The organism is Azospirillum sp. UENF 312511 (assembly GCF_058780635.1).
On sequence record NZ_JBSNCG010000003.1, the window covers coordinates 2,819,441 to 2,842,336 of the forward strand.

Annotated in this window: 25 protein-coding genes and 1 tRNA gene; 18 read left to right on the plus strand and 8 right to left on the minus strand. The window is 67.2% G+C overall.

Going from position 1 to position 22,896, the window contains the following annotated elements; genetic code table 11:
• Positions 1–9 precede the first annotated feature (9 nt).
• The 5 genes from ACWPN7_RS24785 (at position 10) to ACWPN7_RS24805 (ending at position 4,933) form a co-directional block, all read left to right on the plus strand.
• Entirely contained in the window at positions 10–474 is a 465-nt protein-coding gene (locus ACWPN7_RS24785; protein ID WP_014240735.1) for a 6,7-dimethyl-8-ribityllumazine synthase, read from the plus strand.
• 33 nt (positions 475–507) lie between these two features.
• Positions 508–1,080 (plus strand): transcription antitermination factor NusB, encoded by a 573-nt coding sequence (nusB, locus tag ACWPN7_RS24790; protein ID WP_137114577.1) that lies wholly within the window; start codon positions 508–510, stop codon positions 1,078–1,080.
• Complete coding sequence (gene thiL, locus ACWPN7_RS24795) at positions 1,058–2,077, plus strand: thiamine-phosphate kinase (RefSeq protein WP_492273474.1); 1,020 nt, start codon at positions 1,058–1,060, stop codon at positions 2,075–2,077. Before nusB ends, thiL begins: the two co-directional genes overlap by 23 nt.
• Positions 2,078–2,160: 83 nt before the next feature.
• Positions 2,161–2,625 (plus strand): hypothetical protein, encoded by a 465-nt coding sequence (locus tag ACWPN7_RS24800; RefSeq protein WP_038527626.1) that lies wholly within the window; start codon positions 2,161–2,163, stop codon positions 2,623–2,625.
• A 205-nt stretch (positions 2,626–2,830) separates the two neighbouring features.
• The gene (locus tag ACWPN7_RS24805; RefSeq protein ID WP_038527628.1) at positions 2,831–4,933 is read left to right on the plus strand and encodes a sodium-translocating pyrophosphatase; all 2,103 of its coding nucleotides are present in this window, start codon (positions 2,831–2,833) and stop codon (positions 4,931–4,933) included.
• An 84-nt stretch (positions 4,934–5,017) separates the two neighbouring features.
• Here ACWPN7_RS24805 and ACWPN7_RS24810 read toward each other — a convergent pair whose 3' ends face one another.
• Positions 5,018–5,485, minus strand: a complete 468-nt coding sequence (locus ACWPN7_RS24810) for an outer membrane protein assembly factor BamE (RefSeq protein WP_014240740.1) — start codon at positions 5,483–5,485, stop codon at positions 5,018–5,020.
• A 129-nt stretch (positions 5,486–5,614) separates the two neighbouring features.
• Here ACWPN7_RS24810 and ACWPN7_RS24815 point away from each other — a divergent pair, with 129 nt between their 5' ends.
• The 8 genes from ACWPN7_RS24815 to ACWPN7_RS24850 all read left to right on the plus strand — a co-directional run bounded on the left by ACWPN7_RS24815 (position 5,615) and on the right by ACWPN7_RS24850 (position 10,458).
• Positions 5,615–6,166 (plus strand): ubiquinol-cytochrome C chaperone family protein, encoded by a 552-nt coding sequence (locus tag ACWPN7_RS24815; RefSeq protein WP_038527630.1) that lies wholly within the window; start codon positions 5,615–5,617, stop codon positions 6,164–6,166.
• A 131-nt stretch (positions 6,167–6,297) separates the two neighbouring features.
• Positions 6,298–6,906: a YceD family protein gene (locus tag ACWPN7_RS24820; protein ID WP_456522130.1), complete on the plus strand. Its 609-nt coding sequence runs from the start codon at positions 6,298–6,300 to the stop codon at positions 6,904–6,906.
• A 105-nt stretch (positions 6,907–7,011) separates the two neighbouring features.
• Positions 7,012–7,197, plus strand: a complete 186-nt coding sequence (rpmF, locus tag ACWPN7_RS24825) for a 50S ribosomal protein L32 (RefSeq protein WP_014240744.1) — start codon at positions 7,012–7,014, stop codon at positions 7,195–7,197.
• 49 nt (positions 7,198–7,246) lie between these two features.
• On the plus strand, positions 7,247–8,299 hold the full coding sequence (plsX, locus tag ACWPN7_RS24830) for a phosphate acyltransferase PlsX (protein WP_492273475.1): 1,053 nt from the start codon (positions 7,247–7,249) through the stop codon (positions 8,297–8,299).
• Positions 8,300–8,303: 4 nt separating this feature from the next.
• Positions 8,304–9,275, plus strand: coding sequence for a beta-ketoacyl-ACP synthase III (locus ACWPN7_RS24835; protein ID WP_014240746.1), 972 nt, complete (start codon positions 8,304–8,306; stop codon positions 9,273–9,275).
• Positions 9,276–9,413: 138 nt separating this feature from the next.
• Positions 9,414–9,752, plus strand: coding sequence for an integration host factor subunit alpha (locus ACWPN7_RS24840; RefSeq protein WP_014240747.1), 339 nt, complete (start codon positions 9,414–9,416; stop codon positions 9,750–9,752).
• 40 nt (positions 9,753–9,792) lie between these two features.
• Positions 9,793–10,296, plus strand: coding sequence for a MerR family transcriptional regulator (locus ACWPN7_RS24845; protein ID WP_200475801.1), 504 nt, complete (start codon positions 9,793–9,795; stop codon positions 10,294–10,296).
• Between the two features lie 85 nt (positions 10,297–10,381).
• Positions 10,382–10,458, plus strand: a tRNA-Pro gene (locus ACWPN7_RS24850).
• A 138-nt stretch (positions 10,459–10,596) separates the two neighbouring features.
• Here ACWPN7_RS24850 and ACWPN7_RS24855 read toward each other — a convergent pair.
• A complete protein-coding gene (locus ACWPN7_RS24855) occupies positions 10,597–12,375 on the minus strand; it encodes a cation:proton antiporter domain-containing protein (protein ID WP_459196558.1) in 1,779 nt (592 codons plus the stop codon).
• 265 nt (positions 12,376–12,640) lie between these two features.
• Between ACWPN7_RS24855 and ACWPN7_RS24860 the strand changes: the two genes are divergently transcribed.
• Entirely contained in the window at positions 12,641–12,979 is a 339-nt protein-coding gene (locus ACWPN7_RS24860) for a hypothetical protein (RefSeq protein WP_459196559.1), read from the plus strand.
• A 55-nt stretch (positions 12,980–13,034) separates the two neighbouring features.
• Here ACWPN7_RS24860 and ACWPN7_RS24865 read toward each other — a convergent pair whose 3' ends face one another.
• From ACWPN7_RS24865 to ACWPN7_RS24885, 5 genes are read right to left on the minus strand one after another with little or no spacing between them, the layout of a single operon-like run.
• Positions 13,035–13,532, minus strand: coding sequence for a DUF934 domain-containing protein (locus ACWPN7_RS24865; RefSeq protein WP_456525023.1), 498 nt, complete (start codon positions 13,530–13,532; stop codon positions 13,035–13,037).
• Positions 13,519–15,207, minus strand: coding sequence for a nitrite/sulfite reductase (locus ACWPN7_RS24870; protein WP_038527642.1), 1,689 nt, complete (start codon positions 15,205–15,207; stop codon positions 13,519–13,521). The genes ACWPN7_RS24865 and ACWPN7_RS24870 overlap by 14 nt, the downstream gene beginning before the upstream one ends.
• A 35-nt stretch (positions 15,208–15,242) precedes the next feature.
• Positions 15,243–15,578: a DUF2849 domain-containing protein gene (locus ACWPN7_RS24875; RefSeq protein WP_207197996.1), complete on the minus strand. Its 336-nt coding sequence runs from the start codon at positions 15,576–15,578 to the stop codon at positions 15,243–15,245.
• Positions 15,579–15,602: 24 nt separating this feature from the next.
• On the minus strand, positions 15,603–16,409 hold the full coding sequence (gene cobA / locus ACWPN7_RS24880; RefSeq protein ID WP_492273492.1) for a uroporphyrinogen-III C-methyltransferase: 807 nt from the start codon (positions 16,407–16,409) through the stop codon (positions 15,603–15,605).
• Positions 16,410–16,439: 30 nt separating this feature from the next.
• Entirely contained in the window at positions 16,440–17,006 is a 567-nt protein-coding gene (locus ACWPN7_RS24885; protein ID WP_456529846.1) for a precorrin-2 dehydrogenase/sirohydrochlorin ferrochelatase family protein, read from the minus strand.
• Positions 17,007–17,206: 200 nt separating this feature from the next.
• On the opposite strand from ACWPN7_RS24885, the gene ACWPN7_RS24890 reads away from it, so the two are divergent.
• Genes ACWPN7_RS24890 through cysC form a run of 3 tightly spaced genes read left to right on the plus strand, consistent with a single transcriptional unit; the run spans position 17,207 to position 20,628 of the window.
• The gene (locus ACWPN7_RS24890) at positions 17,207–17,941 is read left to right on the plus strand and encodes a phosphoadenylyl-sulfate reductase (protein WP_103038988.1); all 735 of its coding nucleotides are present in this window, start codon (positions 17,207–17,209) and stop codon (positions 17,939–17,941) included.
• Positions 17,938–18,735, plus strand: a complete 798-nt coding sequence (cysD, locus tag ACWPN7_RS24895; RefSeq protein ID WP_014240756.1) for a sulfate adenylyltransferase subunit CysD — start codon at positions 17,938–17,940, stop codon at positions 18,733–18,735. The genes ACWPN7_RS24890 and cysD overlap by 4 nt, the downstream gene beginning before the upstream one ends.
• Before the next feature lie 18 nt (positions 18,736–18,753).
• Entirely contained in the window at positions 18,754–20,628 is a 1,875-nt protein-coding gene (cysC, locus tag ACWPN7_RS24900; protein ID WP_459196561.1) for an adenylyl-sulfate kinase, read from the plus strand.
• A 63-nt stretch (positions 20,629–20,691) separates the two neighbouring features.
• On the opposite strand, the gene ACWPN7_RS24905 is transcribed toward cysC, so the two are convergent.
• Positions 20,692–21,588, minus strand: coding sequence for a hypothetical protein (locus ACWPN7_RS24905; protein WP_459196562.1), 897 nt, complete (start codon positions 21,586–21,588; stop codon positions 20,692–20,694).
• Between the two features lie 261 nt (positions 21,589–21,849).
• Between ACWPN7_RS24905 and ACWPN7_RS24910 the strand changes: the two genes are divergently transcribed.
• Positions 21,850–22,896, plus strand: a complete 1,047-nt coding sequence (locus ACWPN7_RS24910; protein ID WP_038527650.1) for an ABC transporter substrate-binding protein — start codon at positions 21,850–21,852, stop codon at positions 22,894–22,896.

Below are 22,896 nucleotides of genomic sequence, written 5' to 3' on the forward strand. Positions count from 1 at the left end.
CGACCCGAGATGACCGAAAAGCCCCATCTGATGATCGTGGAAGCCCGCTTCTACGAGGACATCGCCGACGAGCTGGTGAAAGGCGCCATCGCCGAGATCGAGAAGGAGGGCGCCACCTACCAGCGCGTCTCGGTCCCGGGGTGCCTGGAAATCCCGGCGGCGATCCTGTACGCCCTGCGTTCCATGGACTTCTTCACGGCGCGCAAGCGCTTCGACGGCTATGTCGGGCTGGGCTGCGTGATCCGTGGCGAGACCACCCATTACGACATCGTATGCAACGAGAGCGCCCGCGGTCTCCAGGACCTCGCGCTGCGCTACGCGCTGGCCATCGGCAACGGCGTGCTGACCGTGGAGAACCGCGAGCAGGCCTGGGCGCGGGCCTCCGTGACGGCCAAGAACAAGGGCGGTTTCGCGGCGCGCGCCTGCCTTGACATGATCGAACTCAAGCGCCAATTCCGCCTCTATCCGCGGTGACCCCGCGGTGCAATTCCTGACAGACTGAGCATCATGAGCAACGACGACGCGGCTGGCCGCGCGAAACAGAAGCGCGGCTCCCGGAACCGGACGGGTGGCGGATCGGCCAAGGCCCGGCGCAAGGCCGCGCGCCTTGCCGCCGTTCAGGCCCTGTACCAGATCGACCTGAACCAGATCGAACCGACCGGCATCGCCGTGGAATCCGTGATCGGCGAATTCGTCAATCACCGGCTGGGTGAGGAGATCGACGGGGCGAAGTTCGTCGCCGCCGACCCGCAGCTGTTCGCCGACATCGTCCGCGGTGCCGCGCACCGCCGGGCGGAGGTCGATGGCATGCTGGCCTCGGCGCTGGAGCCGCGCTACGCGCTGGACCGGCTGGAACTGCTGATGCGCGCCATCCTGCGGGCCGGAGCCTACGAGCTGTTCGTCCACAACGACACGCACCCGCGAATCCTCATCAGCGAGTATGTGGACGTGGCGCACGCCTTCTTCGCGGCGCGCGAGCCGGGCATGGTGAACGGTGTGCTCGACCACGTGGCCCGTGCGCTGCGGCCGGACGAACTGGCCCAGCCGGACCCCAGCCGTGACCAGCCCAAAGACCGCTAGGGCAGACACCGGCAAGCCGCTCGGCGAGTTCGGGCGGATCGACCGCTATTTCAGGCCGTTGGCGTCCGGTTTTCCGGGCGCCCGCGGGCTTGCCGACGACGCCGCCGTGTTCGGCGTTCCGCCGGACCAGGAGCTGGTCGTCACCACGGACGCCATGGTGGCGGGTGTCCACTTCTTTCCCGACGACGCGCCCGGCGACATCGCCGCGAAGCTGCTGCGCACCAACCTGTCGGACCTCGCCGCCATGGGGGCGGCCCCCTACGCCTACACGCTGGTCACCGCTCTGCCGAAGACGGTGGGGGAGGACTGGCTGGCCGGCTTCGCCGCCGGTCTTGGCGAGGATCAGGCCCGGTTCGGCATCGCGCTGGCGGGCGGCAACTCGGTCTCGACCTCCGGACCCATCACCCTGTCGGTGACCGCCTTCGGTCTGGTGCCGAAGGGCGGGGCGGTGCCGCGTTGGGGTGGACGCCCCGGCGATCGCGTCTACGTCACCGGCAGCATCGGCGACGCGGCGCTCGGCCTGCGGATCGCCTACGGAACGCTCGAGGTGGCCGACAACTCGGCGCGCGCCGCGCTGCTGGGGCGCCTGCGGCGGCCCGATCCGCGGACCACGCTTGGGCCGCGTCTGGTCGGGCTGGCGACCGGTTGCCTGGACGTGTCCGACGGTCTGGTCGCGGATCTCGGCCATCTGTGCGAGGAATCGGGCTGCGCCGCGGTTCTGGAGTCGAGGCGGGTGCCCCTGTCGAATGCAGCGAGGTCGGTGATCGGCGACGATCCGGTGCGCTTCGCCATGGCTCTGACCGGCGGCGACGATTACGAGCTGCTTTTCACCGCCGCGGAGGACGCCGCTCCGGCGCTCGCCGCCCTGTCGGCGGAGACCGGCGTGCCGGTGACCGCCATCGGCCATTTGCTGGACGGGCCGGCGGGTGAGGTGACGGTGACCGATGCGCGGGGGCGGGTTCTTGACCTGCCAACTCGTGGCTGGGACCATTTCTGAAAGCCCCCTCGTCGCCCGACTCCGCTTAACGCAATCGAAAGCAGGGCGGCGCTAGGCTCGATCCGTTCCGTATCCGGGAAGGGATGGGCGTGATCAAGGCCGTCATACTGCTGGTTTTGGGCCTGCTGCTGCTGGGCGGCGCGGGCTTCGGCGGCTGGATGATCTACAACAAGTATTTCGTCGAGCATGAGGAGTCGGCCCCCAAGAAGGAGGAGCCGCCGCCCAAGCCACCCACCGGCTTCGTCCGCATGGCTCCGCTGGTCGTCCCGGCCATCGGCACGCAGAAGGTGGAGCAGTTCGTGACTGTGGTCGTCACGCTGGAAGTCGTTCTCGACAAGGTTCCCTATGTCCAGGCCCGCCAGCCGCTCGTCTACGATCGCTGCCTGTCGACCCTCTACGCCGCTGTCGACGACCGGTCGGTGATGACCGGCAACTTGGTCAACATCATTGCCGTAAAAGAAAAGCTCGCCGCCGCCGCCGCGAAAGTGGTGGGAGAAGGGGTGGTGCAAAATGTTCTTGTTCAGGTGGTTACACAGCGCAATTTGTAACCGTTCTTAAAAAAGCCTATCCGAAAGTCAGGAGCGCCTCGGCCAAATCGCCGCGCCTATTCGGGCGTGGCGGCTGTTGCATTGTGCCATTCTCTTCGGCATCCTTTTCGGGAACAACTCGCCCGTCATCCACCTTCGTTTGTACGGGTCGTTTTCACGACAAGGCGGTAATCGGGCCCGAAACCATAAGAATTTGGGGGAACCGATGGCAGCAGCGTTCGTCATCATCATCGCCAGCGGCCTGTTGGCCCTGGCGTATGGGTACTACGCGGGCAAGCAAGTCATGGCGGCCTCCGCCGGTTCCGACCGCATGCAGGAAATCGCTGCGGCCGTGCAGGAGGGCGCCCGAGCCTATCTGAATCGCCAGTACACCACCATCGCCATCGCCGGTGTGGTTCTTCTCATCATCCTCGGCGCCTTCCTCGGCCTGCATGTGGCCATCGGCTTCCTGATCGGATCGGTCCTGTCGGGGGCCGCCGGCTATGTCGGCATGAATGTGTCGGTGCGGGCCAACGTGCGCACGGCCCAGGCGGCGACCCAGGGCTTGGCCCCGGCGCTCGACATCGCCTTCAAGGCGGGGGCGATCACCGGCATGCTGGTGGTCGGTCTGGGTCTGCTGGGGGTGGGTGTCTACTACGGCATCCTGACGATGATCTACCGCGTGACCGACCCGATCGAGGTCCGCGCCGTGCTGGAGGCTCTGGTCGCCCTCAGCTTCGGCGCCTCGCTGATCTCCATCTTCGCGCGGCTGGGCGGCGGCATCTTCACCAAGGGGGCGGACGTCGGCGCCGATCTGGTGGGCAAGGTCGAGGCCGGCATTCCGGAGGACGATCCCCGTAACCCTGCGGTGATTGCGGACAATGTCGGCGACAATGTCGGCGACTGCGCCGGTATGGCCGCCGACCTCTTCGAAACCTACGCCGTCACCATCGTCGCCACCATGCTGCTGGCGGCGATTTTCTTTTCGGGCGAGGTGATCCGCCTGCTGCTCGTCTACCCGCTGGTCATCGGCGCGGTCTGCATCGCCGCCTCCGTCGCCGGCACCTTCTTCGTGAAGCTGGGCAGCAACAACAACATCATGGCCGCCCTCTACAAGGGGTTGGCGGCAACCGCCGGCATCTCGCTGGTGCTGATCCTGATCGTGACTGCGATCATGTTCGGCTTCACCCGGCCGATTCCCCTGAACGGCGGCGGCTATGTGACCGGCGGCAACCTGTTCGTCTCGTCCCTGGTCGGGCTGGGCGTGACCGGCCTGCTGGTGTGGATCACCGAGTATTACACCTCCACCGCCTTCCGCCCGGTGCGCAGCGTCGCCCGCTCGTCGGAGACCGGGCACGGCACCAACGTGATCCAGGGTCTGGCGGTGTCGATGGAGGCGACGGCGCTTCCGGTCCTGGTCATCTGCGTCGGCATCATCATCGCCTACGGGCAGGCCGGCATCTTCGGGATCGGCATCGCGGCGACCACGATGCTGGCGCTGGCCGGCATGGTGGTGGCGCTCGACGCCTATGGTCCGGTGACCGACAACGCGGGCGGCATCGCGGAAATGGCCGACATGCCGAAGGACATCCGCGTGACGACCGACGCGCTGGACGCCGTCGGCAACACCACCAAGGCGGTGACCAAGGGCTACGCCATCGGCTCCGCCGGTCTTGCCGCTCTGGTGCTGTTTGCCGCCTATGTGCAGGATCTGAAGCATTATTTCCCGAACGTGGCGGTCGAGTTCCGGCTTGACGATCCCTATGTGGTCGTCGGGCTGCTGATCGGCGGCCTGCTGCCCTACCTGTTCGGGGCGATGGGCATGACCGCGGTCGGGCGTGCCGCCGGCTCGGTGGTGGTGGAGGTGCGCCGCCAGTTCCGCGAGATCAGCGGCATCATGGAGGGCACCGCCAAGCCGGACTATGGCCGCGCCGTCGACATGCTGACCCGTGCCGCGATCAAGGAGATGGTCATCCCGTCGCTGCTGCCGGTCCTGGCGCCGGTCGTGCTGTACATCGTCATCGCCGCCATCGCCGGCCAGGCGCAGGCTTTCGCCGCTCTGGGCGCCATGCTGCTGGGCACCATCGTGACGGGGATCTTCGTCGCCATTTCGATGACCTCGGGCGGCGGCGCCTGGGACAACGCCAAGAAGTTCATCGAGGAGGGGAATCACGGCGGCAAGGGCTCCGACGCGCACAAGGCGGCGGTGACCGGCGACACCGTCGGCGACCCGTACAAGGACACCGCCGGCCCGGCGGTCAACCCGATGATCAAGATCACCAACATCGTGGCGATCCTGCTGCTGGCGATCCTCGCCCAGATCGGCTGAGCCGGATCGACGAAAGTCGGGACGGCACCAAAAGAAAAGCCCCGCGGAAGCGGGGCTTTTCACGTCTATGCAGGCCGGTTGGCGTCAGCGGCCGGGGCCCCGGTTGCGCGAGTCCTTGGCGGAGAAGCGCCCGACATTGCCGAGCATCTGTTCGAGGAAGCTCAGCTCGCGGCCGGCGGTGGGGGTGCTGCGATCGACGATGTCGATCTGCTGCCCGTCGGTGGCGTCGAGCTGCTTCATCTCCGTCACCACGCCCGCGTCGTCGAAATGGACGACGACGACACGGCGCTCCATCACGCTCGGCTGGAAGAAGGCGACCTTCTCCGTCTTCTGACCGATGTAGTACCAGACATTCTGGTCGAAGGTTCCCACGGAGGTCGGCGTGCCGAGGATGTCCGCCACATCCTCCCGCCGCGACTGGCCGGCCTTGATCTCGGCGATGCGGTCGGGGTCCGCCATGTTGCCGCGGGTCGCCACGGTGGGCGAGCACGCGGAGACGGCGAGACCCAGAAAGGCGAAGGCGCACAGCGCCGAAGGAATCGATCTCGTCATGGTGCTCAGGCTATGATGGCGCGGGCGGACCGCCGGACCCTTGCGGCAGGCCGGACTCCGCCCGCAATGCCGGGACAATCGCATCGCGCGGTTTGTCCTGTCAACGAAACTCCGATCGAGAGAGAAACCGTGCTTGACCGCCTGTTCCGGCGTCGGCGTGAAGCCCGCGCCGTCGCCGATTTCTATCTCACCATCGCAGCACAGGCACGCCGGCCGGCCTTCTACCGTGACCTTGGCGTTCCCGACACGCTGGACGGGCGCTTCGACATGGTGGTGCTTCACGTCTTCTTGGTGATGCGCCGCCTGAAGGGGCAGGGGGCTGCCGCCGCGGACCGCTCGCGCCTGCTCTTCGAAGCGATGATCGACCATTTCGAGAAGTCGTTGATGGAGCAGGGGGTGGGCGACAGCGGAGTCGGGCGGCGCATCAAGACCATGGCGCGCGGCATCGCCGGCCGGATCGAGGTCTATGACCGTGCGCTCGCCGACGAGGGGGAGCAGGCGTTGGAGGTCGCCCTCGACAACAACGTCTATGGCACCGTGTCGGAGGTGCCGCCGGAGCGGCTGGCCGTCATGGCGGCCTATGTCCGGCGCGAGGCCGCCGGGCTGGAGACGCAACCGCTGGAGTCGCTCATGGCCGGGGAGGTGCGCTTCGGTCCGCCGCCCGGCGCCGGGACCGACTGACCGCGTCCATCGAGTCTCTCCTTATTATAGGGGTGGCGATTGGACTTGCCTTTCCTGGCGTCCAAATTCATCTGACAGTGAGACGAAGGCGCCCGCTTCAGAACGGGTGCTGTGACAAGGAACTGCTCGACATGCGCAACACGACCCAGCCCTCCGCCAGCCCAGCACCGGAATTCTCGCGCATCGTCCGCGCCGACGCCGTCCATCGCGACGGCGATCTGGTCGAAACCATCGAGGCGACGGAAGCCGAGCGCAAGGCGCTGGCCGAACGGTTCGAGCTGGAGGGAATCGGACGCCTGACCGCCCGGGTTCGCCTGCGCTCCGTGCGCGGCGGCCAGATGGTGCGCGTCGAGGGTGAACTGGAGGCCGACGTGGTGCAGACCTGCGTCGTCACGCTGGAGCCGGTGCCCGCCGAGGTCTCCGACCGCTTCGGCGCGCTGTTCGCGCCGGAGTCGATGGTCCCCGGGGAAGAGGATGAAATCGAGATCGACCCGAACATCGCCGAGGAGGACATCCCGGAGGCCATGACCAACGGGCGCATCGACATCGGTGAATTGACCGCCCAGCATTTGTCCCTGGCGCTCGACCCCTATCCTCATGCAGAAGGCGTGGCGTTCGACGGATACAGCGAAGGCGAAGAGGAGGAGGAGGCTGTGGCCCCCGCCGATGATGATGCCAGCGCCGATCCGGAGAAGCCGAACCCGTTCGCCGCGCTGGAACGTCTGAAACGACAGAATTGAGGGCGGAACGGGCTTGCCCTTCGGGGGCAATTGCCGTATTGAATGCCGCTCGCGTCAGGCGGCCCCTCTTCGGGCCGCCTTTTACAATGAAGAGAGTTTACGGCCATGGCTGTTCCGAAGAAGAAGACCTCCAAGTCGCGCCGCAACATGCGTCGCTCGCACCACGCTCTCCCGACCTCGTCCTACGCCGAGTGCTCGAACTGCGGCGAGCTGAAGCGCCCGCACCATGTCTGCGGCTCTTGCGGTCACTACGACCAGCGCGAAGTGGTTCAGAGCGCTCCGGCGGCCTGATGGCGGTTTGGTTGGCCGCCCTACGTCCTAGCCAGGGAGCCTGTCCGCGGTGAGCCAGCGCCTGACCATTGCCCTTGATGCCATGGGCGGTGACAAAGGACCCGACATGGTGATTGCCGGGGCGGATATCGCCCGCGAGCGTCACCCGCAGGTGCATTACCTGCTGTTCGGGGACACCGCCCGCATCGAGCCGCTGCTTGCGCAGCGGCCCGCCTTGAGAGCGGTGGCCGAGGTGCGCCACACCCCGGACGCCGTGGCCGGCGACGCCAAGCCGTCGGTCGCGTTGCGCGCCGGACGCCAGTCGAGCATGCGTCTCGCCATCAACTCGGTGGCGAGCGGGCAAGCCGCCTGCGTGGTCTCCGCCGGCAACACCGGCGCGCTCATGGCCATGGCCAAGTTCGTGTTGAAGACGATTCCCGGGATCGACCGCCCGGCCATCGCCTCCTTCTTCCCGACCCTGCGGGGGGAGAGCGTCATGCTCGACCTCGGCGCCAACACCGAATGCCAGCCCGAGAACCTCGTGCAGTTCGCCGTGATGGGCGCGGTCTTCGCGCGCACCGCGCTGAACCTGTCCGAGCCGACCATCGGCGTGCTGAACATTGGTTCGGAAGAGGTGAAGGGGAACGAGGTGGTGCGCGCCGCCGCGACCCGTCTGCGCGAAATGCCGCTGCCGGGGCGTTTCCACGGATTCGTCGAGGGCAACGACATCGCCACCGGTACGGTGGACGTGATCGTCACCGACGGCTTCACCGGCAACGTCGCCCTGAAGACCGCCGAAGGCACGGCGAAGCTCTTCACGGAGTTCCTGCGCCGGACGTTCCAGTCCTCTTGGACGGCGCGTCTCGGCTACCTGCTGGCCCGCGGGGCCTTCAAGCGGTTGAAGCAGCGCACCGACCCGCGCCGCTACAACGGCGCCATGTTCCTGGGGCTGCGCGGCGTCTGCGTGAAGAGCCACGGGGGCACCGACGCCATCGGGTTCGCCAACGCCATCGGTGTGGCCTACAATCTGGCGGCAAACGGTTTCAACGACCGAATCAAGGAAGAGATGCAGCGTCTCGCCGACGCCAAGCCTCTTCCCGACACGAAGGCGGCGGCGGTCTAACATCATGGTCAAGCGTTCCCGAGTTCTCGGCTGCGGTTCCTACCTCCCGGCCAACGTCGTCACGAATCGCGACCTTGAAGCCCGCGTGGACACCTCGGACGAGTGGATCGTCCAGCGGACCGGCATCAAGTCGCGCCACATCGCTGCCGACGGGGAACTGACCTCCGACCTCGCCATCGCCGCGGCGACCCGCGCGCTGGAGCATGCCGGGGTGGACGCCGCCAGCATCGACTGCATCGTGCTGGCAACGACGACTCCGGACAACACCTTCCCGGCGACCGCGACGAAGGTGCAGGCGGCGCTGGGGACCAAGGGCTTCGCACTGGACATCCAGGCGGTGTGCGCCGGCTTCGTCTACGCCATGTCGATCGCCGACAACTTCATCCGCATTGGGCAGGCCAACCGCGCCCTGGTCATCGGTGCGGAGACCTTCTCCCGCCTGCTCGACTGGAAGGACCGCACCACCTGCGTCCTGTTCGGTGACGGCGCGGGGGCCGTGGTGATGGACGGCTACGACGCCGCCGGGACCTCGGCGGACCGCGGCGTTTTGTCCACCCACCTGCATTCGGACGGCGCCCAGTACGGGCTGCTCTACGTCGATGGCGGCCCGTCCACCACCGGCACGGCCGGTCATGTGCGGATGAACGGCCAGGACGTGTTCCGCCACGCCGTCAGCAAGCTGTCCTCGGTCGTCGAGGAGGCCCTGGCGGCCAATGGTCTGGAGCCGTCGGCGGTGGACTGGCTGGTGCCGCATCAGGCCAACCAGCGGATCATTGACGGCATCGCCCGCAAGCTGAAGCTGCCGTCGGACAAGGTCGTTCTGACGGTGGACCGCCACGGCAACACCTCCGCCGCGTCGATCCCGCTGGCGCTGTGCGAAGCGGTGCATGACGGCCGCGTGAAGCGCGGTGACCTGATCCTCATGGAGGCCATCGGCGGTGGCCTGACCTGGGGTGCCGCGATGGTGCGCTGGTAAGCGGCGCGCCCGCTTCGTTTTTCCGCAGGGTGGCGTTTGCTGCGCTGCTCACAACGACGCGATCCAAGCTTTTGAATTGACCGGGTTCTTTCCCCGGATTACGGTTTTTCCCCTATGGTTTCGGGGGGGAAGCGAACCATGTCACAGAACACCGTCACCCGCGCGCAGCTCAGCGAAGCGGTCTACCAAGAGGTCGGCCTGTCGCGCAACGAATCCGCCGATCTGGTCGAAAGCGTCCTGGAGGAGATCTCCGACGCCCTGGCCCGCGGCGAGATGGTCAAGATCTCGTCCTTCGGCAGTTTCCAGATCCGACAGAAGGGGCAGCGGGTCGGCCGCAATCCGAAGACCGGCGAAGAGGTTCCGATCCTGCCCAGGCGCGTCCTGGTCTTCCGGGCGAGCCACGTCCTGAAGAACCGCATCAACGAGGTCGTCGAGGCGGAGGAAGCCGAGGCGCAGCGCGTGAAGGCGGTCTCCTGATCCGCCGCACGAACCGGCCGACAACAAGGGTTTCCCGGATATGAAGGCGCGCGGCACCACGAAGTCCGCCACGGCGTTCCGCACGATCAGCGAGGTGTCGTCCGACCTGGACGTGCCGCAGCATGTGCTGCGTTTCTGGGAAGGCAAGTTCCCGCAGCTCCGCCCGCTCAAGCGCGGTGGAGGGCGGCGCTACTACCGCCCGGAAGACGTGGACCTGCTGCGTCAGATTCAGAACCTGCTGTATGGCGAGGGCTACACGATCAAGGGTGTGCAGCGCCTGCTGAAGGACGGGAAGGTGGACGACGATCCGGACGCCCGCAGGGTAGAGGAAACGCCGGAGGAACCGGATGTCCCCGACACCTTCGAGGCGGTTCCTGACGAAGCGGCCATGGCCTTGCTCGACGGGGAGGAGGGCGCACCGGTCGTTGCGCTCGACGGCCTGTCGGACACCATCCGGCAGGCCATCGCCCAGGTGCTCGACGAGTTGAAGGAGGCGCGTCTTCTGCTCGCGGTGGGAGAGGAAAAAGAAATTCGAGAGGTGTGAAAAAAAGTGAACTGTAGCGCTTGCGTTGGACCAAGGTCCCGGCTATAGTCCCGCTCCCTTCCAGAACGAAGGGCGGTCCGTCGAACGGAGCGTAGCGCAGCCTGGTAGCGCATCAGACTGGGGGTCTGGGGGTCGCAGGTTCAAATCCTGTCGCTCCGACCAAGTTCTGGAAGATGAAAAGGCCTTGGAGCTGATCGGCTCCAAGGCCTTTTCTTTTGCTGTTCTCCAGCGGCCTGTTTGGGGAAGGCGCCGGGCCTCTGCTGGAGAGGCCGGCGGTGTTCCGTTTCAATGCGCGTCCGTTCAGGCGGCGCTTTCCGATGCGGCCACGGCCTCGTCGGTGGCGGCGTCCTGCTGGTTCATCTTGCGCCGTTGCGCGGCCATGTCGATCAGGGCGGTGCGCAGCGCCGGATGGCGGGCGGTGAACTGGTTGAAGTCGCGCCGCTCCAGCACCTGAAGCTGGCAATAGTCGACCGCGGCGACGTCGGCGTTGCGCCGCTGGCCGCTCAGCAGGGCCATCTCGCCGAACATCGTGCCGGCGCCCAGGCGGATGGTCTGGCCTTCCATCAGCACCTCCACGGCGCCGGACGAGATGAAGTACATGGCGTTGGCGCGGTCGCCCTTGCGGATGATCCGCTCGCCAGGCACCGCCGACTTGGGCCGGAACAGCATCATCAGCCGCTCCTGCTCGTGCGCGTCCAGCAGCGACAGCACCGGGAAGGTCTTGGCGAGCGCCTGGATCTGCAGGTCGTGCTCCTTCTCGCGCTCCTCGGCCTGGTGGCGGGCGTCGGCGAGGCTGCTCTGGAGCTGCTCGAACTGCTCCCAGCCATAGGGCGGCACGCCGGCGGCGCGCTTGGCCTGGAGATGCTTGCGCAGTGCCGCGACGGCCGCGAAGACCGCCGGATTCAACGTGATCGACAGCAGGGCGCCGGCCAGCACGAGGTCGCGCCCTTCCTCCGGCAACAGGCCGAGCGACATGCCCAGGCCGACGAGGATGAAGGAGAATTCACCGATCTGCGCGAGGCTGGCCGACACCGCCAAACCCATGCCCACCGGGAAGCGCAGCAGGATCACGATGCCGAAGGCGATCAGCGACTTGCCGACCACGATCAGGGCCACCACCGCGATGACCGCCAGCGGGTCGCGCAGTAGGATCGACGGGTCGAACAGCATGCCGACCGACACGAAGAACAGAACGGCGAAAGCGTCCTGCAACGGCATCGAATCGGTGGCCGCCTTGTGGCTGAAGCGCGATTCGTTCAGCACCACACCGGCGAAGAAGGCGCCGAGCGCGAAGGACACGCCGAACAGCACCGCCGAGCCGTAGGCGACGCCGAGCGCGATGGCGAGAACGGACAGGGTGAACAGCTCGCGCGAGCCGGTGCGCGCCACGTTGGTCAGGATCACCGGGACAACGCGTGGGCCGAGCACGATCGCCAGAACGGAGAAGGCCGCGACCTTGCCCAGCGTCAGGGCCAGCGTCAGCCAGATCGGGCCGTCCGAGCCGGCGCCATGGCCCCCGGTGGCGCCCCCTGCGGCGCCCGGCGCGTGGCCGCCCAGGACCTCCGCCAGGGCCGGCAGCAGGACGAGCGCCAGGACCATCGCGAGGTCCTCGACGATCAGCCAGCCGACCGCCACGCGGCCTTCGGCGGTGTTCAGCATGTCGCGCTCTTCCAGGGCCTTCAGCAGCACGACCGTGCTCGCCACCGACAGGCTGAGGCCCAGCACGAGGCCGGCGCCGAGACTCCAGCCCCACAGCCAGGCCAGTCCGACGCCCAGCGCGGTGGCGAGGCCGATCTGGCCGACCGCGCCGGGAATGGCGATTTTCCGGACCGCCAGCAGGTCCGAGGGCGAGAAATGAAGACCGACGCCGAACATCAGGAGAATGACGCCGATTTCGGCCAGCTGGGCGGCCAGGGCACCGTCGGCGACGAAGCCCGGCGTGAAGGGACCGATGATGACGCCGGCGACCAGATAACCGACGAGGGGAGGCAAGCGAATGCGGTCGGCGAGGTATCCGAAGATGAAGGCCAACCCGAATGCGATGGCGATCATGGAAATAAGCGGAACGTCATGGGACATGCGAGAATCCTGGCTGCATCGGCGCGATGCCGCATAGTACGGATTTTGGCTGGCCATGTGAGGAATGTTGTCGGGATTTTTCCCGCCGTTCGCCCGCATTCGCGGGAACTGACGTTGGATTGCCGCAAATTCGCCTCAATTGCCCAATGCGTCGGCATGAGGGTCGGAAACCATGCGGTGTGACTTTGCTGGCCTGCCGCGTTCCGGGGGTGGATAAGCCGGCCGGGACCGCTATGCTCCGCAGGCGGATGGTGAGGGAAGGGCTATGGCGAGCAAGAGACGCAAGGCATCCAGGAAGACCGGCCGGGGGCGCTCCGCCACGGGGCGTTCCCTGGCGGGCGAATCGATGGTTCTTGAGGGGCGGGCGCCGCTACCGCAGGTCCGGACCTCCCCGGTCGTACGAAGCCGGGGCAATGCGAAACGCTCCGTCTCTCTGGACGGCGATTCGGGGGCCTTTCTCGGGCCGGAGCAACAATATCTGCTGAGAAAGCGCCAGGAGGTCGAACGGCGCGAGGCCCGGTTGCGGCGCACCGTGGCCGGGGTGCTGGTCGCGCTTGCCGCGGCGGCGGCGGGCGGCCTGTTCTGGGCGTTTGGCGGGGTGTGAAACCGCGCCGCGCCCGCGCCCATGACATTGGGACGCGGGCGCCGGGCGAAGCGTGTCAGGACCCCAGGCGGCGGCGCAGAAGCGACAGCGGCTGCGGGTCGTCCAGCGACGGCTGGAAGGCGACGGTGATCTCCGTCAGGGCGTGCGCCCAGCTCTCCGGGTTGGTGTTCTCCGGCGCCTCGGCGGAGGTGAAGCCGGTGCGCAGGAGGAAGCGGTACTGGTCGGGGATGACGTGTCCGACGGCCCGGATTTCACCCTGATAACCGAAGCGCTCCCGCAGCTCGCGCGCGGTGGAGAAGCCGCGGCCGTCGCGGAACTTGGGGAACTCGATCGCCACCAGGGCGAAGCGGTCCAGGTCCGGCGCGACGGCCGGGGCCAGGGTCCCGCTTTTGACCCGGACGCCGAGCGCCGCGTTGCGGCCGTCGAAGTTCGCGCGCTCCGCCTGCCAGCGCTCGAAGGTGACGATGGCGGGACGGTCGGCGGGAACCGGGTCGCCGTCGGCGACCGCGACCCACTCGTCCTCGACGATGCGGCCGTCCTTAATGAGCGGCATAGACTCTCTCCTTGAACGGGCCGTGGCCGACGCGCTTCAGCGTGTCGATGAAGCGTTCCCCGTCGTGCCGGTTGGACAGATAGACCTCAACGATGGCTTCGATGGCGTCCACCGTCTCGTCGGCGGTCACCGCCGGGCCGAGGATGTCGCCGATGGCCGTGGTCAGGGTCGGGTCGCCGCCGACGGTGATCTGGTAGAACTCCTCGCCCTTCTTATCCACGCCGAGGATGCCGATGGCGCCGACATGGTGGTGGCCGCAGGCGTTGATGCAGCCGCTGATCTTGATGCCCAGCTCGCCGATGGTCTGCTGCCGCGCCGGGTCGGCGAAGCGGGCCGAGATGGCCTGGGCCAGCGGGATCGAGCGGGCGTTCGCCAGCGCGCAGTAGTCGAGACCGGGGCAGGCGATGATGTCGCCGATCAGCCCGGCGTTCGGCGTGCCCAGTCCGTTGGCCTCCAGCGCCGTCCACAGGGTGAACAGTTCGTCCTGCCGGACATGGGCGAGGACGAGGTTCTGGGCGTGGCTGACGCGGAGTTCGCCGAAGCTGTGCGCGTCGGCCAGATCGGCGATCAGCTCCATCTGCTCCGACGTGGCGTCGCCGGGAATGCCCCCGGCGGGCTTCAGGGAGATGGTGGCGGCGGCGTAGCCGGGGACCTTATGGGCCAGCACGTTGACCGCCACCCAGCGGGCGAAGTCCGGGTTCGCGGCCTTGGCGGCCTGGAAGGACTCCGGCTCGTCGGTCAGCGTCTCATAAGCCGGACCGCCGAAGCGGCGGCGGATCTCGTCGACGACCTCCGGCGCGAGGCGGTATTTCGGGCCGCGCAGGCGGGCGAACTCCTCCTCCACCTCCTGGGTGAATTTCTCCTGGCCCAGCTCGTGGACGAGGATCTTGATGCGCGCCTTGTAGATGTTGTCGCGCCGGCCGTACTGGTTGTAGACGCGCAGGATGGCTTCGAGATAGGCGACGAAGTCCTCCTCCGGCACCCAGTCGCGGATCAACTTGCCGATGAAGGGCGACCGGCCGAGGCCACCGCCGACGTAGAAAGTGAAGCCGACCTCGCCCCGCTCGTTGCGCTTGGCGAAGACGCCGACGTCATGGACGCGGATGGCCGCACGGTCGGCGTCCGACCCCATGATGGCGATCTTGAACTTGCGCGGCAGAAAGGTGAATTCGGGGTGCAGAGTCGTCCACTGCCGCAGGATCTCGGCGTAGACGCGCCCGTCCACCACCTCGTCCCGCGCCGCACCCACGAACTGGTCGGTGGTGACGTTGCGCACGCAGTTGCCGCTGGTCTGCAGCGCGTGCATGTCCACCTCGGCCAGCTCATGCAGGATCGCCGGGGTGTCCTCCAGCTTGATCCAGTTGAACTGGAGATTCTGCCGGGTGGTGAAGTGGCCGTAGCCCTTGTCGTACTTCCGCCCGATCTCGGCCAGCTTGCGGAGCTGCCGCGCGGTCAGGACGCCGTAGGGAACGGCGATGCGCAGCATGTAGGCGTGGAGCTGGAGGTAGAGGCCGTTCATCAGCCGCAGGGGCTTGAACTCGTCCTCGGTCAGCTCACCGGACAGGCGGCGCTCGACCTGGGCGCGGAACTGCTCCACGCGCTCCGCGACGAAGCGGCGGTCGATGTCGTCGTAGCTGTAGACCCCGGCGTTGCGGCCGGGCGCGATGTGGTTCATGGAACTCGCCCTTGTCAAAAAAGTGGCCGCCCGGTTCAGGCCGCAGCCTGCTTGCCGAGATCGATGCGGACGGTGGGGCCGAGCGCCCGGATGCGCTCCCGCGTCTTGACCGGCACCCGCTGCCCGTCCACGACGCGCAGGTCGAAGGCGTAGACGTCCACGGCGAACTGCTCGCCCTCCGCCTGCGCCTTGGCGGCGGCCAGGGCGGTGTCAGCGGCGGCCGCGTCCTCGAACAGGGCGGCGTCGTCCAGACGCTCCACCCAGCCGAGGCCGGGGCCGGGAGCGAGGAAGATCACCTCGCCGTCGCGCAGGCGGTTGGCGGTGATGGCCTTCAGCACCGCCTCGTTCCTGGACTTATCGTTCAACGCCATGCCTTCAACTCCTAAAACGAACGCTCACGCCGACACGGCGATGGAAAACGGGTTCTGGCCGGTGGTCTGCTGCCACGCGCTGATCAGGGCGCGCAGCCGCACGACCTCACCGACCACGACGATCGCGGGGCGCTTGGCCTGTAGCCGCACGACGTCCCGGGCGCAATGGGCAAGATTGGTCTCGATGACGCTCTGCGCCTCGGTGCTGGCGCTCGACACGATGGCGACCGGGGTCATCGGCGGCTTGCCGGCGGCTTCAAGCCGTTCGGCGATGGTCCCGATGGTGCCCAGCGCCATGTAGAACACCAGCGCGCCGGGCAGCCGCGCCAGGACGTCCCAGTCCAGATCGGCGGGCAGGCCGCCGGCCTTGTCGTGGCCGGTGACGAAGGTCGCCGTGGTGCCGAAGCCGCGGTGGGTCACCGGGATGCCGGCGTAGGCCAACCCGCCGATCCCCGCGGTCACGCCCGGCACCACGCGGAAGGGAATCTCGGCCTCGGCCAGCGCCAGGCATTCCTCGCCGCCGCGCCCGAAGACGAAGGGGTCGCCGCCCTTCAGCCGCAGCACCCGCCGGCCTTCGCGCGCCAGCTCCACCAGCCGCGCGTTGATCGCCTCCTGCTTGGGGGAGGGGTGGCCGGCGCGCTTGCCCATGTCCACCAGAAGGGCGTGGGGGTTGGCGGCCTCCAGGATGCCGCTGCCGACCAGCGCGTCGTGGACGATGGCGTCGGCCTCGCCCAGCGCCTTGGCGGCCAGCAGGGTCAGCAGGCCCGGATCGCCGGGACCGGCCCCGGCCAGCCAGACGCTGCCCGGCTCGAAGGCGGGCAGGCGGGACAGAAGAGTTCTGGGACAGAAGAGACGATGCGATCATGGCAGCCATCCTTTGGCGGCGATCATATCCCGGCAGGCGCGCAGCACCTCGGGTCCCTTGGCGCCCGTGGCGCGCAGGCGGTCGCGGAGCGCGGCGAGTTCCGCCAGCCGGTCCGCCCAGACGGCGGGGAACAGAGTCTCCAGCCGTTCGCGGAGCACCTGGGCCAGCGCCGGGCTCCGGCCGCCGGTGGAGACGGTCATCAGAAGGTCGCCGCGCCGTATCACAGACGGCGCGTGGAAATCACAGAGCGGAATCACATCCTCGACATTGACCAGGATGTTGCGGTCGCGCGCCTGACGGGCCAGCGACTCCGCGGCGGGGTCGTCGATGCCGACGACGAACAGCACCTGCACGCCCTCCAAGTCGCCGGGCGAGGGCAGGGCGCGGCGCAGGTCCGCACCCGACAGGGCGATCAATTCCGCATCCGGTTCCGGTGAATAGACCGCCGGTGCCGCGCCGCCTTCCAGCAACTGCGCGAGACGGCGCTTCGCCAGCGGTCCCTGACCGACCAGCGCGATCTGCACATGCGTCGGGTCGAGCGCGACCGGGATCACCGCGGCCACCCGAAATGCACACCGGAGCTATCGTGAAAAGGCATCATGGGCGCATTTAAGCGCGATGGCGGGGTGCAATCAACAGATTTTACAAACTCTCTTAAACCTATAATACAAGTAGACAATGTATATGCATTGCAACGCCGTGAAACTGGTGTTAATGTGCAATTCAGAACAAATACTCCACTTCGTGGATAGGCAATTAGGTCATGCTTGATGGACTTGCCCAGGCTGTGAAACGCGACCGCGTGGCCGATCTGACCGAACGTTACGGGCGGCTGAACGGGGCGGTGCTTCTGAACGCCCTTCTGCGTGATGAATTCGACGGCCGCGTTGCTGTGGTTTCGTCCTTCGGAACGGAATCGGCGGTGCTGCTCGCCTTGGCGGCGGAAGCCGACCCGTCCTTCCCGGTTCTCTTCGTCGACACCGGGAAGTTGTTCGGGGAAACGCTGCGCTACCGCGACAAGCTGGTGTCCGCGCTCGGCCTGACCGGCGTGCGCACGATCGGCCCGACCGACGCGGATCTGGCGGCGGAGGATCCCGACGGGCTGCTGTTCACCCGCTCGCACGACGCTTGTTGCCATCTGCGCAAGACGGTGCCGCTGGACCGCGCGCTGGAGGGCTTCGACGCCTGGGTGACCGGGCGCAAGCGCTTCCAGGCATCGACGCGCGCCGCCCTTCCGCTGTTCGAGGCGGAGGAGGGCACGGGCCGCATCAAGATCAACCCGCTCGCCCACTGGGACCGCGAGCGGATCGACCAGGAATTCGCGCGGCGCAACCTGCCGCGCCACCCGCTTGAGGCCGACGGCTTCCTGTCCATCGGCTGTTTCACCTGCACCGAGCGTGTCGCTCCCGGTGCGGACCCGCGGTCGGGCCGCTGGGCCGGAACCGCCAAGACCGAATGCGGCATTCACACCTTCAAGAAGACCGGAACCGCACAATGACCGCCGATCTCGATTACCTTGAGAGCCAGAGCATCTACATCCTCCGCGAGGCCTACAACCGCATCGACAAGCTGGCTCTGCTGTGGTCGATCGGAAAGGACAGCAACGTCCTGCTCTGGCTCTGCCGCAAGGCGTTCTTCGGGCGCGTTCCGTTCCCGGTCGTTCAGCTCGACACCGCGATGGAGCTGCAGGAGGTCTACGACTTCCGCGACCGCATCGCTGGGGAGTGGGACCTCGACCTGCGGGTGGAGCAGTGCCCGCCGGAAGCGGACATGGACCAGACCCTGCCGCCGCTGACCCGCGCCGCCGCCCGCAAGACGGAGGGGCTGAAGAACCTCCTGCGCACCGGCAAGTACCAGGGCATCATGGTCGGCATCCGCCGCGACGAGCAGGCGACCCGCGCCAAGGAGCGCGTCTTCTCCCCGCGTTCGCTGGAAGGCGACTGGGACGTGAAGGACCAGCCGGCGGAGTTCTGGGACCATTACAAGACCCGCTTCGACGAAGGCACCCACGTCCGCATCCACCCGCTGCTGCATTGGACCGAGCTGGACATCTGGCGCTATTCCAAGCGCGAGGGGATTCCCATCGTCCCGCTGTACTTCGCCAAGGACGGCAAGCGCTACCGCTCGCTGGGCGAGAAGAACATCACCTTCCCGGTGGACAGCACCGCCGGCACCATCGACGAGATCATCGCCGAACTGGTCGTGACCCGCATTCCGGAGCGCGCCGGCCGCGCCATGGACAACGAGGCCGAGGACAGCTTCGAGCGCCTGCGCAGCTCGGGCTACATGTAAGAAGCGGGGATTGGGACCATGGACATCCGGAACGAACTGAACGGCCAACTCCGCATCGTCATTGTCGGCCATGTCGACCATGGCAAGTCGACGCTGATCGGGCGCCTGCTGAACGACACCGGCAGCCTGCCCGACGGCAAGGTGGAGCAGGTCCACGAGATGAGCCGCAAGCGCGGCATGCCCTTCGAATGGGCCTTCGTGATGGACGCGCTCCAGGCCGAGCGCGACCAGGGCATCACCATCGACACCACGCAGATCCACTTCAAGACGGAACAGCGCCCCTACGTCATCATCGACGCGCCGGGCCACACCGAGTTCCTGAAGAACATGGTGACCGGCGCCTCCCAGGCCGACGCCGCTCTGCTGGTGATCGACGCCGCCGAGGGCGCCTTGGAGCAGTCGCGCCGCCACGCCTTCCTGCTGCATCTGCTGGGCGTGCGTCAGGTGGCCGTCGCCGTCAACAAGATGGACCGCGTCGACTTCGACCAATACCGGTTCGAGGCGGTGTCGCAGGAGATCCGCACCTATCTGGCGGAACTTGGCCTGCACACCTCCACGGTGATCCCGATCGCGGCGCGCCACGGCGACAACATCGTCACCCGCTCCGACAAGGCGCCCTGGTACGAGGGACCGACCGTGGTGGAGGCTCTGGACGCCTTCCGTCCGCAGCAGGCGCCGACCGAACTGCCGCTGCGCTTCCCGCTGCAGGACGTCTACAAGCCCGACGACCGCCGCATCCTGGCCGGCCGCATCGAGAGCGGGCGCCTGCGCGTCGGCGACACGCTGCGCTTCTCGCCGACCGGCGCCACCGCCACGGTGGTCAGCATCGAGGGGTGGAACCACAGCCAGCCCATCGTCGCCGCCCAGGCCGGGCAGAGCATCGGCATCACGCTGGACAAGCGCATCTTCGCCGAGCGCGGCCATGTCGCGCACCATGAAGAGGGCGCGCCGCACGTCACCCACCGGCTGGGCGTGCGCGCCTTCTGGCTGACCTCGGAGCCGCTGGCGGTCGGCAAGACCTACACGCTGAAGATCACGACGGGCGAGCACCGCGTGACGGTGGAGAGCATCACCGCCGTCATCGACATCGAGGACCTGTCGAGCACCCCGGCCAAGGCGGTCCACCGCAACGAGGTGGCCGAGGTCGTCCTGCGCTCCCGCTCGCCGATCGCCGTCGATCTCGCCTCGGCGCTGTCGCGCACCGGGCGCGGCGTGCTGATCGACGGCCACGACGTGGTCGGCGGCTGCATCGTCGTCGAGGTGGACGAGGGGCCCGCCGCTTCGGCCAACACGACCGAGGTCTCGCACGCCGTCACGGCGGACGAGCGCAACGCCGCCAACGGCCACAAGGGTGGCGTCCTCTGGCTGACCGGCCTGTCCGGGGCCGGCAAGTCCACGCTGGCCATGGCGCTTGAGCGCGCCCTGTTCGACCGCGGCTGGCAGGTCTTCGTGTTGGACGGCGACAACGTCCGCAACGGGCTGAACGCCGGGCTGGGCTTCTCGGCGGAGGACCGGGCGGAGAACATTCGCCGCGTCGCCGAAACGGCCAAGCTGTTCGCCGATGCGGGCATGCTGGTCATCGCCTCGCTGATCTCGCCGCTTCAGGCCGACCGGGCGCGGGCGCGGGCCATCGGCGGCGAGCGCTTCCACGAGGTCTATGTGGCCGCCGATCTCGCCACCTGCGAATCGCGCGACCCCAAGGGGCTATACCGCCGGGCGCGCGCCGGTGAGATCCCGGAGTTCACCGGCGTCTCCGCCCCTTACGAGGCCCCGGAGTCGGCGGAGCTGACCATCGACACCGGCGCAGTCACCCCGGTGGAAGCGCTGGGCGAACTGCTCGACTATGTGGACGGCGCGTTCGGCCGGAACGCCCTGAAGCGCGACCGGGTGTAACGCGGACGGGCATCACGAGGGGCGTCGGCTTTCCGTTTCCTTCGGGAAGGGAAGGCCGGCGCCTCAGTCCTTTGCCGCCTTCAGCAGGTTGATGAGGTTTGCCGCCAGATCACCGGCGTGCTGGGACACGTATCCGGCCTGATTCTTCGACTGGATCATGAACAGCGGGGACTCGCCGGGTTCCGCGCTCGGGTCGAAATAGGCCATGCGCGCTTTCGGGGTCCGGAATTCCGGATGCCAAGCGGCGTTCTCAGCGAAGGCCTTCCCGAAGATGCCGTTGTCGATAGCGGCGTTCGCCGCAGCCGCCTTGCCGTCGCCCTTCATCAGGTCGACGAGGCTGGATTTGACATTCTGCGCCGACAGGTCGGTGAGCTTATCCAGGGCCTTGTTGTCGAGCCACAATTCAACCTGTCCGCCACCCTGGTCCTCCGGCATGTACAGTGTGATCAGGGAGGTCCCCTTCATCCCCGGCCCCGGTTCCTTCTCCGGTTCGGACGCGCTGCGCGCCTCGCGTTCCTCCTTCATCGCCTTGATTGAGGCGGGCATTTCCGGCTCGACGATGCCCGCCTTCGCCGCCGCCTTCTTCATGACATTTATGATGTCGCCGGTGAGTCCAACCCCCGTCACGCCCGCCCGATCGCCCAGGCCGAGGGTCTTCTTTGTAAAATTGTTCAGATCCTCAAAATACTTCTGCATTTTTGCGAAATAATCGTCCGTCGGGTCGCTGCTCGCCGGCGGGGTGCCCGTGATGGCGAACTCCGTCGGTCCTCCCTTGGCCGGAATCGCTTCCAAACCTCCGGCCATGAGGCCTTTGGCCTGCGCGGACAAGGTCACCTGATCGCCTGCGGGGCTGGAGCCGTTCCCCGGGATGGTGGGTTGAAGCTTCGTCGGACCGGTTCTGGTCCATTGGGAAAGGGCAGATGCGAAGGGCTGCGCCTTTGTGGAGTCGATGGCGGTCATGTTCCCTCTCCCGCTGTGGGTCATACCGGATGATTGGGTATTGGTTGCTAATCTTTTATAAATGTTAATTAGAGGTTGAACTAATCGCGGCGGCAAAGTTCGGAGGCCGGAAAACCGCTTTGCCTGGGCCTTTTTGACGGTCAAAAGAACAAATTTTCATAGTTTAATAGGGCATTGCATCATGCAAATTTGTGCAATTCGCTCTTCCTTCCGATAGGGGATGTGCTAAATAGGCCGGGTATTTCCAGCGAGGATGGATTCATGACCGCCCTGACCCGACGTTCCGCGATGCTGGCTGTGGCCGCCGTCGCATCCCTGACCGCCGCGTCCCTGACCGCCTTCACGCCCGGCGCGGCCCGCGCCGCCGATCCGGTGAAGCTGGAGGTCGGATACATCCCCATCCTTGCCGCCGCTCCGCTGTTCATCCTGGAAGGGGAAGGCTGGGCACGCGAGGCGGGCATCGATCTGAAGCTGACCAAGTTCGAATCCGGCCCGCACGCGATCCAGGCGATGGCCGCCGGCAAGATCGACCTGCTCTACGCCGGCGTCGCTCCGGTCCTGGTCGCCCGCTCGAAGGGCGCCGATGTGTCGGTGATCGCCAATTCGGCGGTCGAGGAGATGGTCGTCGCCAGCCGCGGCGAGTTCGCCAAGGCGCTGGGCGGCAAGGCCACCGCGGAGTCCATCGCGAAGTTCGTCGCCGACAGCGGCCGCAAGGTCAAGATCGGCACGCAGCCGCCGGGCTCGGTCCCGGACACGGTGCTGCGCCACTGGCTGTTCAAGGTCCTGAAGGCTGACCCGGCCAACCTGGAGATCATCTCCATGGGCATCGAGAAGACCCAGCAGGCGCTGCTGGCCGGCGCCCTCGACGCCGCCACCATTCGTGAGCCGACGGTGACCGTGACCCAGAAGGTCGACCCGAACGTCGGTCTGCTCGCCACCGGCGCGGAGATGTTCCCGAACCAGCCGGGCACCGTCATCGCGGTCCGCGGTCCGGTCGCCAAGGAGCATGGAGAGGCGCTGACCCGCCTGCTCAAGGCGCACATCCGCGCCGTCGACCAGATCGCCAAGGACCCGGCCCGTTCCGCCAAGGTCGCCAACGAGTATCTGGGCAAGGGTCTGATGGAGCCGGCCACGCTGGAGGCCGCCTTCCGCTCGCCGGGCTCCAAGTTCGTTGCCGACCCGCACGGCGTGGTCCCGGCGGTCGAGCAGATGATGGCTTACGCCAAGGAGATCGGCTCCGCCGAGGGCACCATTCCAGTGGCGGAAGCGTTCGACTTCCGCTTCTACGACGCGGCCGCCGCGAAGTAA

Excerpts from the sequence above, each read along its gene's own strand:
- ACWPN7_RS24810 (WP_014240740.1), bottom strand. The coding sequence starts at position 5,485 with ATGACGAGATCGATTCCTTCGGCGCTGTGCGCCTTCGCCTTTCTGGGT.
- cysD (WP_014240756.1), top strand. The coding sequence starts at position 17,938 with ATGACCGCCGATCTCGATTACCTTGAGAGCCAGAGCATCTACATCCTC.
- ACWPN7_RS24890 (WP_103038988.1), top strand. The coding sequence starts at position 17,207 with ATGCTTGATGGACTTGCCCAGGCTGTGAAACGCGACCGCGTGGCCGAT.
- ACWPN7_RS24805 (WP_038527628.1), top strand. The coding sequence starts at position 2,831 with ATGGCAGCAGCGTTCGTCATCATCATCGCCAGCGGCCTGTTGGCCCTG.
- ACWPN7_RS24855 (WP_459196558.1), bottom strand. The coding sequence starts at position 12,375 with ATGTCCCATGACGTTCCGCTTATTTCCATGATCGCCATCGCATTCGGG.
- rpmF (WP_014240744.1), top strand. The coding sequence starts at position 7,012 with ATGGCTGTTCCGAAGAAGAAGACCTCCAAGTCGCGCCGCAACATGCGT.
- ACWPN7_RS24905 (WP_459196562.1), bottom strand. The coding sequence starts at position 21,588 with ATGACCGCCATCGACTCCACAAAGGCGCAGCCCTTCGCATCTGCCCTT.
- ACWPN7_RS24845 (WP_200475801.1), top strand. The coding sequence starts at position 9,793 with ATGAAGGCGCGCGGCACCACGAAGTCCGCCACGGCGTTCCGCACGATC.
- ACWPN7_RS24835 (WP_014240746.1), top strand. The coding sequence starts at position 8,304 with ATGGTCAAGCGTTCCCGAGTTCTCGGCTGCGGTTCCTACCTCCCGGCC.
- ACWPN7_RS24870 (WP_038527642.1), bottom strand. The coding sequence starts at position 15,207 with ATGAACCACATCGCGCCCGGCCGCAACGCCGGGGTCTACAGCTACGAC.
- ACWPN7_RS24875 (WP_207197996.1), bottom strand. The coding sequence starts at position 15,578 with ATGGCGTTGAACGATAAGTCCAGGAACGAGGCGGTGCTGAAGGCCATC.
- ACWPN7_RS24910 (WP_038527650.1), top strand. The coding sequence starts at position 21,850 with ATGACCGCCCTGACCCGACGTTCCGCGATGCTGGCTGTGGCCGCCGTC.
- ACWPN7_RS24820 (WP_456522130.1), top strand. The coding sequence starts at position 6,298 with ATGCGCAACACGACCCAGCCCTCCGCCAGCCCAGCACCGGAATTCTCG.
- ACWPN7_RS24785 (WP_014240735.1), top strand. The coding sequence starts at position 10 with ATGACCGAAAAGCCCCATCTGATGATCGTGGAAGCCCGCTTCTACGAG.
- nusB (WP_137114577.1), top strand. The coding sequence starts at position 508 with ATGAGCAACGACGACGCGGCTGGCCGCGCGAAACAGAAGCGCGGCTCC.
- cysC (WP_459196561.1), top strand. The coding sequence starts at position 18,754 with ATGGACATCCGGAACGAACTGAACGGCCAACTCCGCATCGTCATTGTC.
- ACWPN7_RS24865 (WP_456525023.1), bottom strand. The coding sequence starts at position 13,532 with ATGCCGCTCATTAAGGACGGCCGCATCGTCGAGGACGAGTGGGTCGCG.
- ACWPN7_RS24860 (WP_459196559.1), top strand. The coding sequence starts at position 12,641 with ATGGCGAGCAAGAGACGCAAGGCATCCAGGAAGACCGGCCGGGGGCGC.
- ACWPN7_RS24840 (WP_014240747.1), top strand. The coding sequence starts at position 9,414 with ATGTCACAGAACACCGTCACCCGCGCGCAGCTCAGCGAAGCGGTCTAC.
- ACWPN7_RS24800 (WP_038527626.1), top strand. The coding sequence starts at position 2,161 with ATGGGCGTGATCAAGGCCGTCATACTGCTGGTTTTGGGCCTGCTGCTG.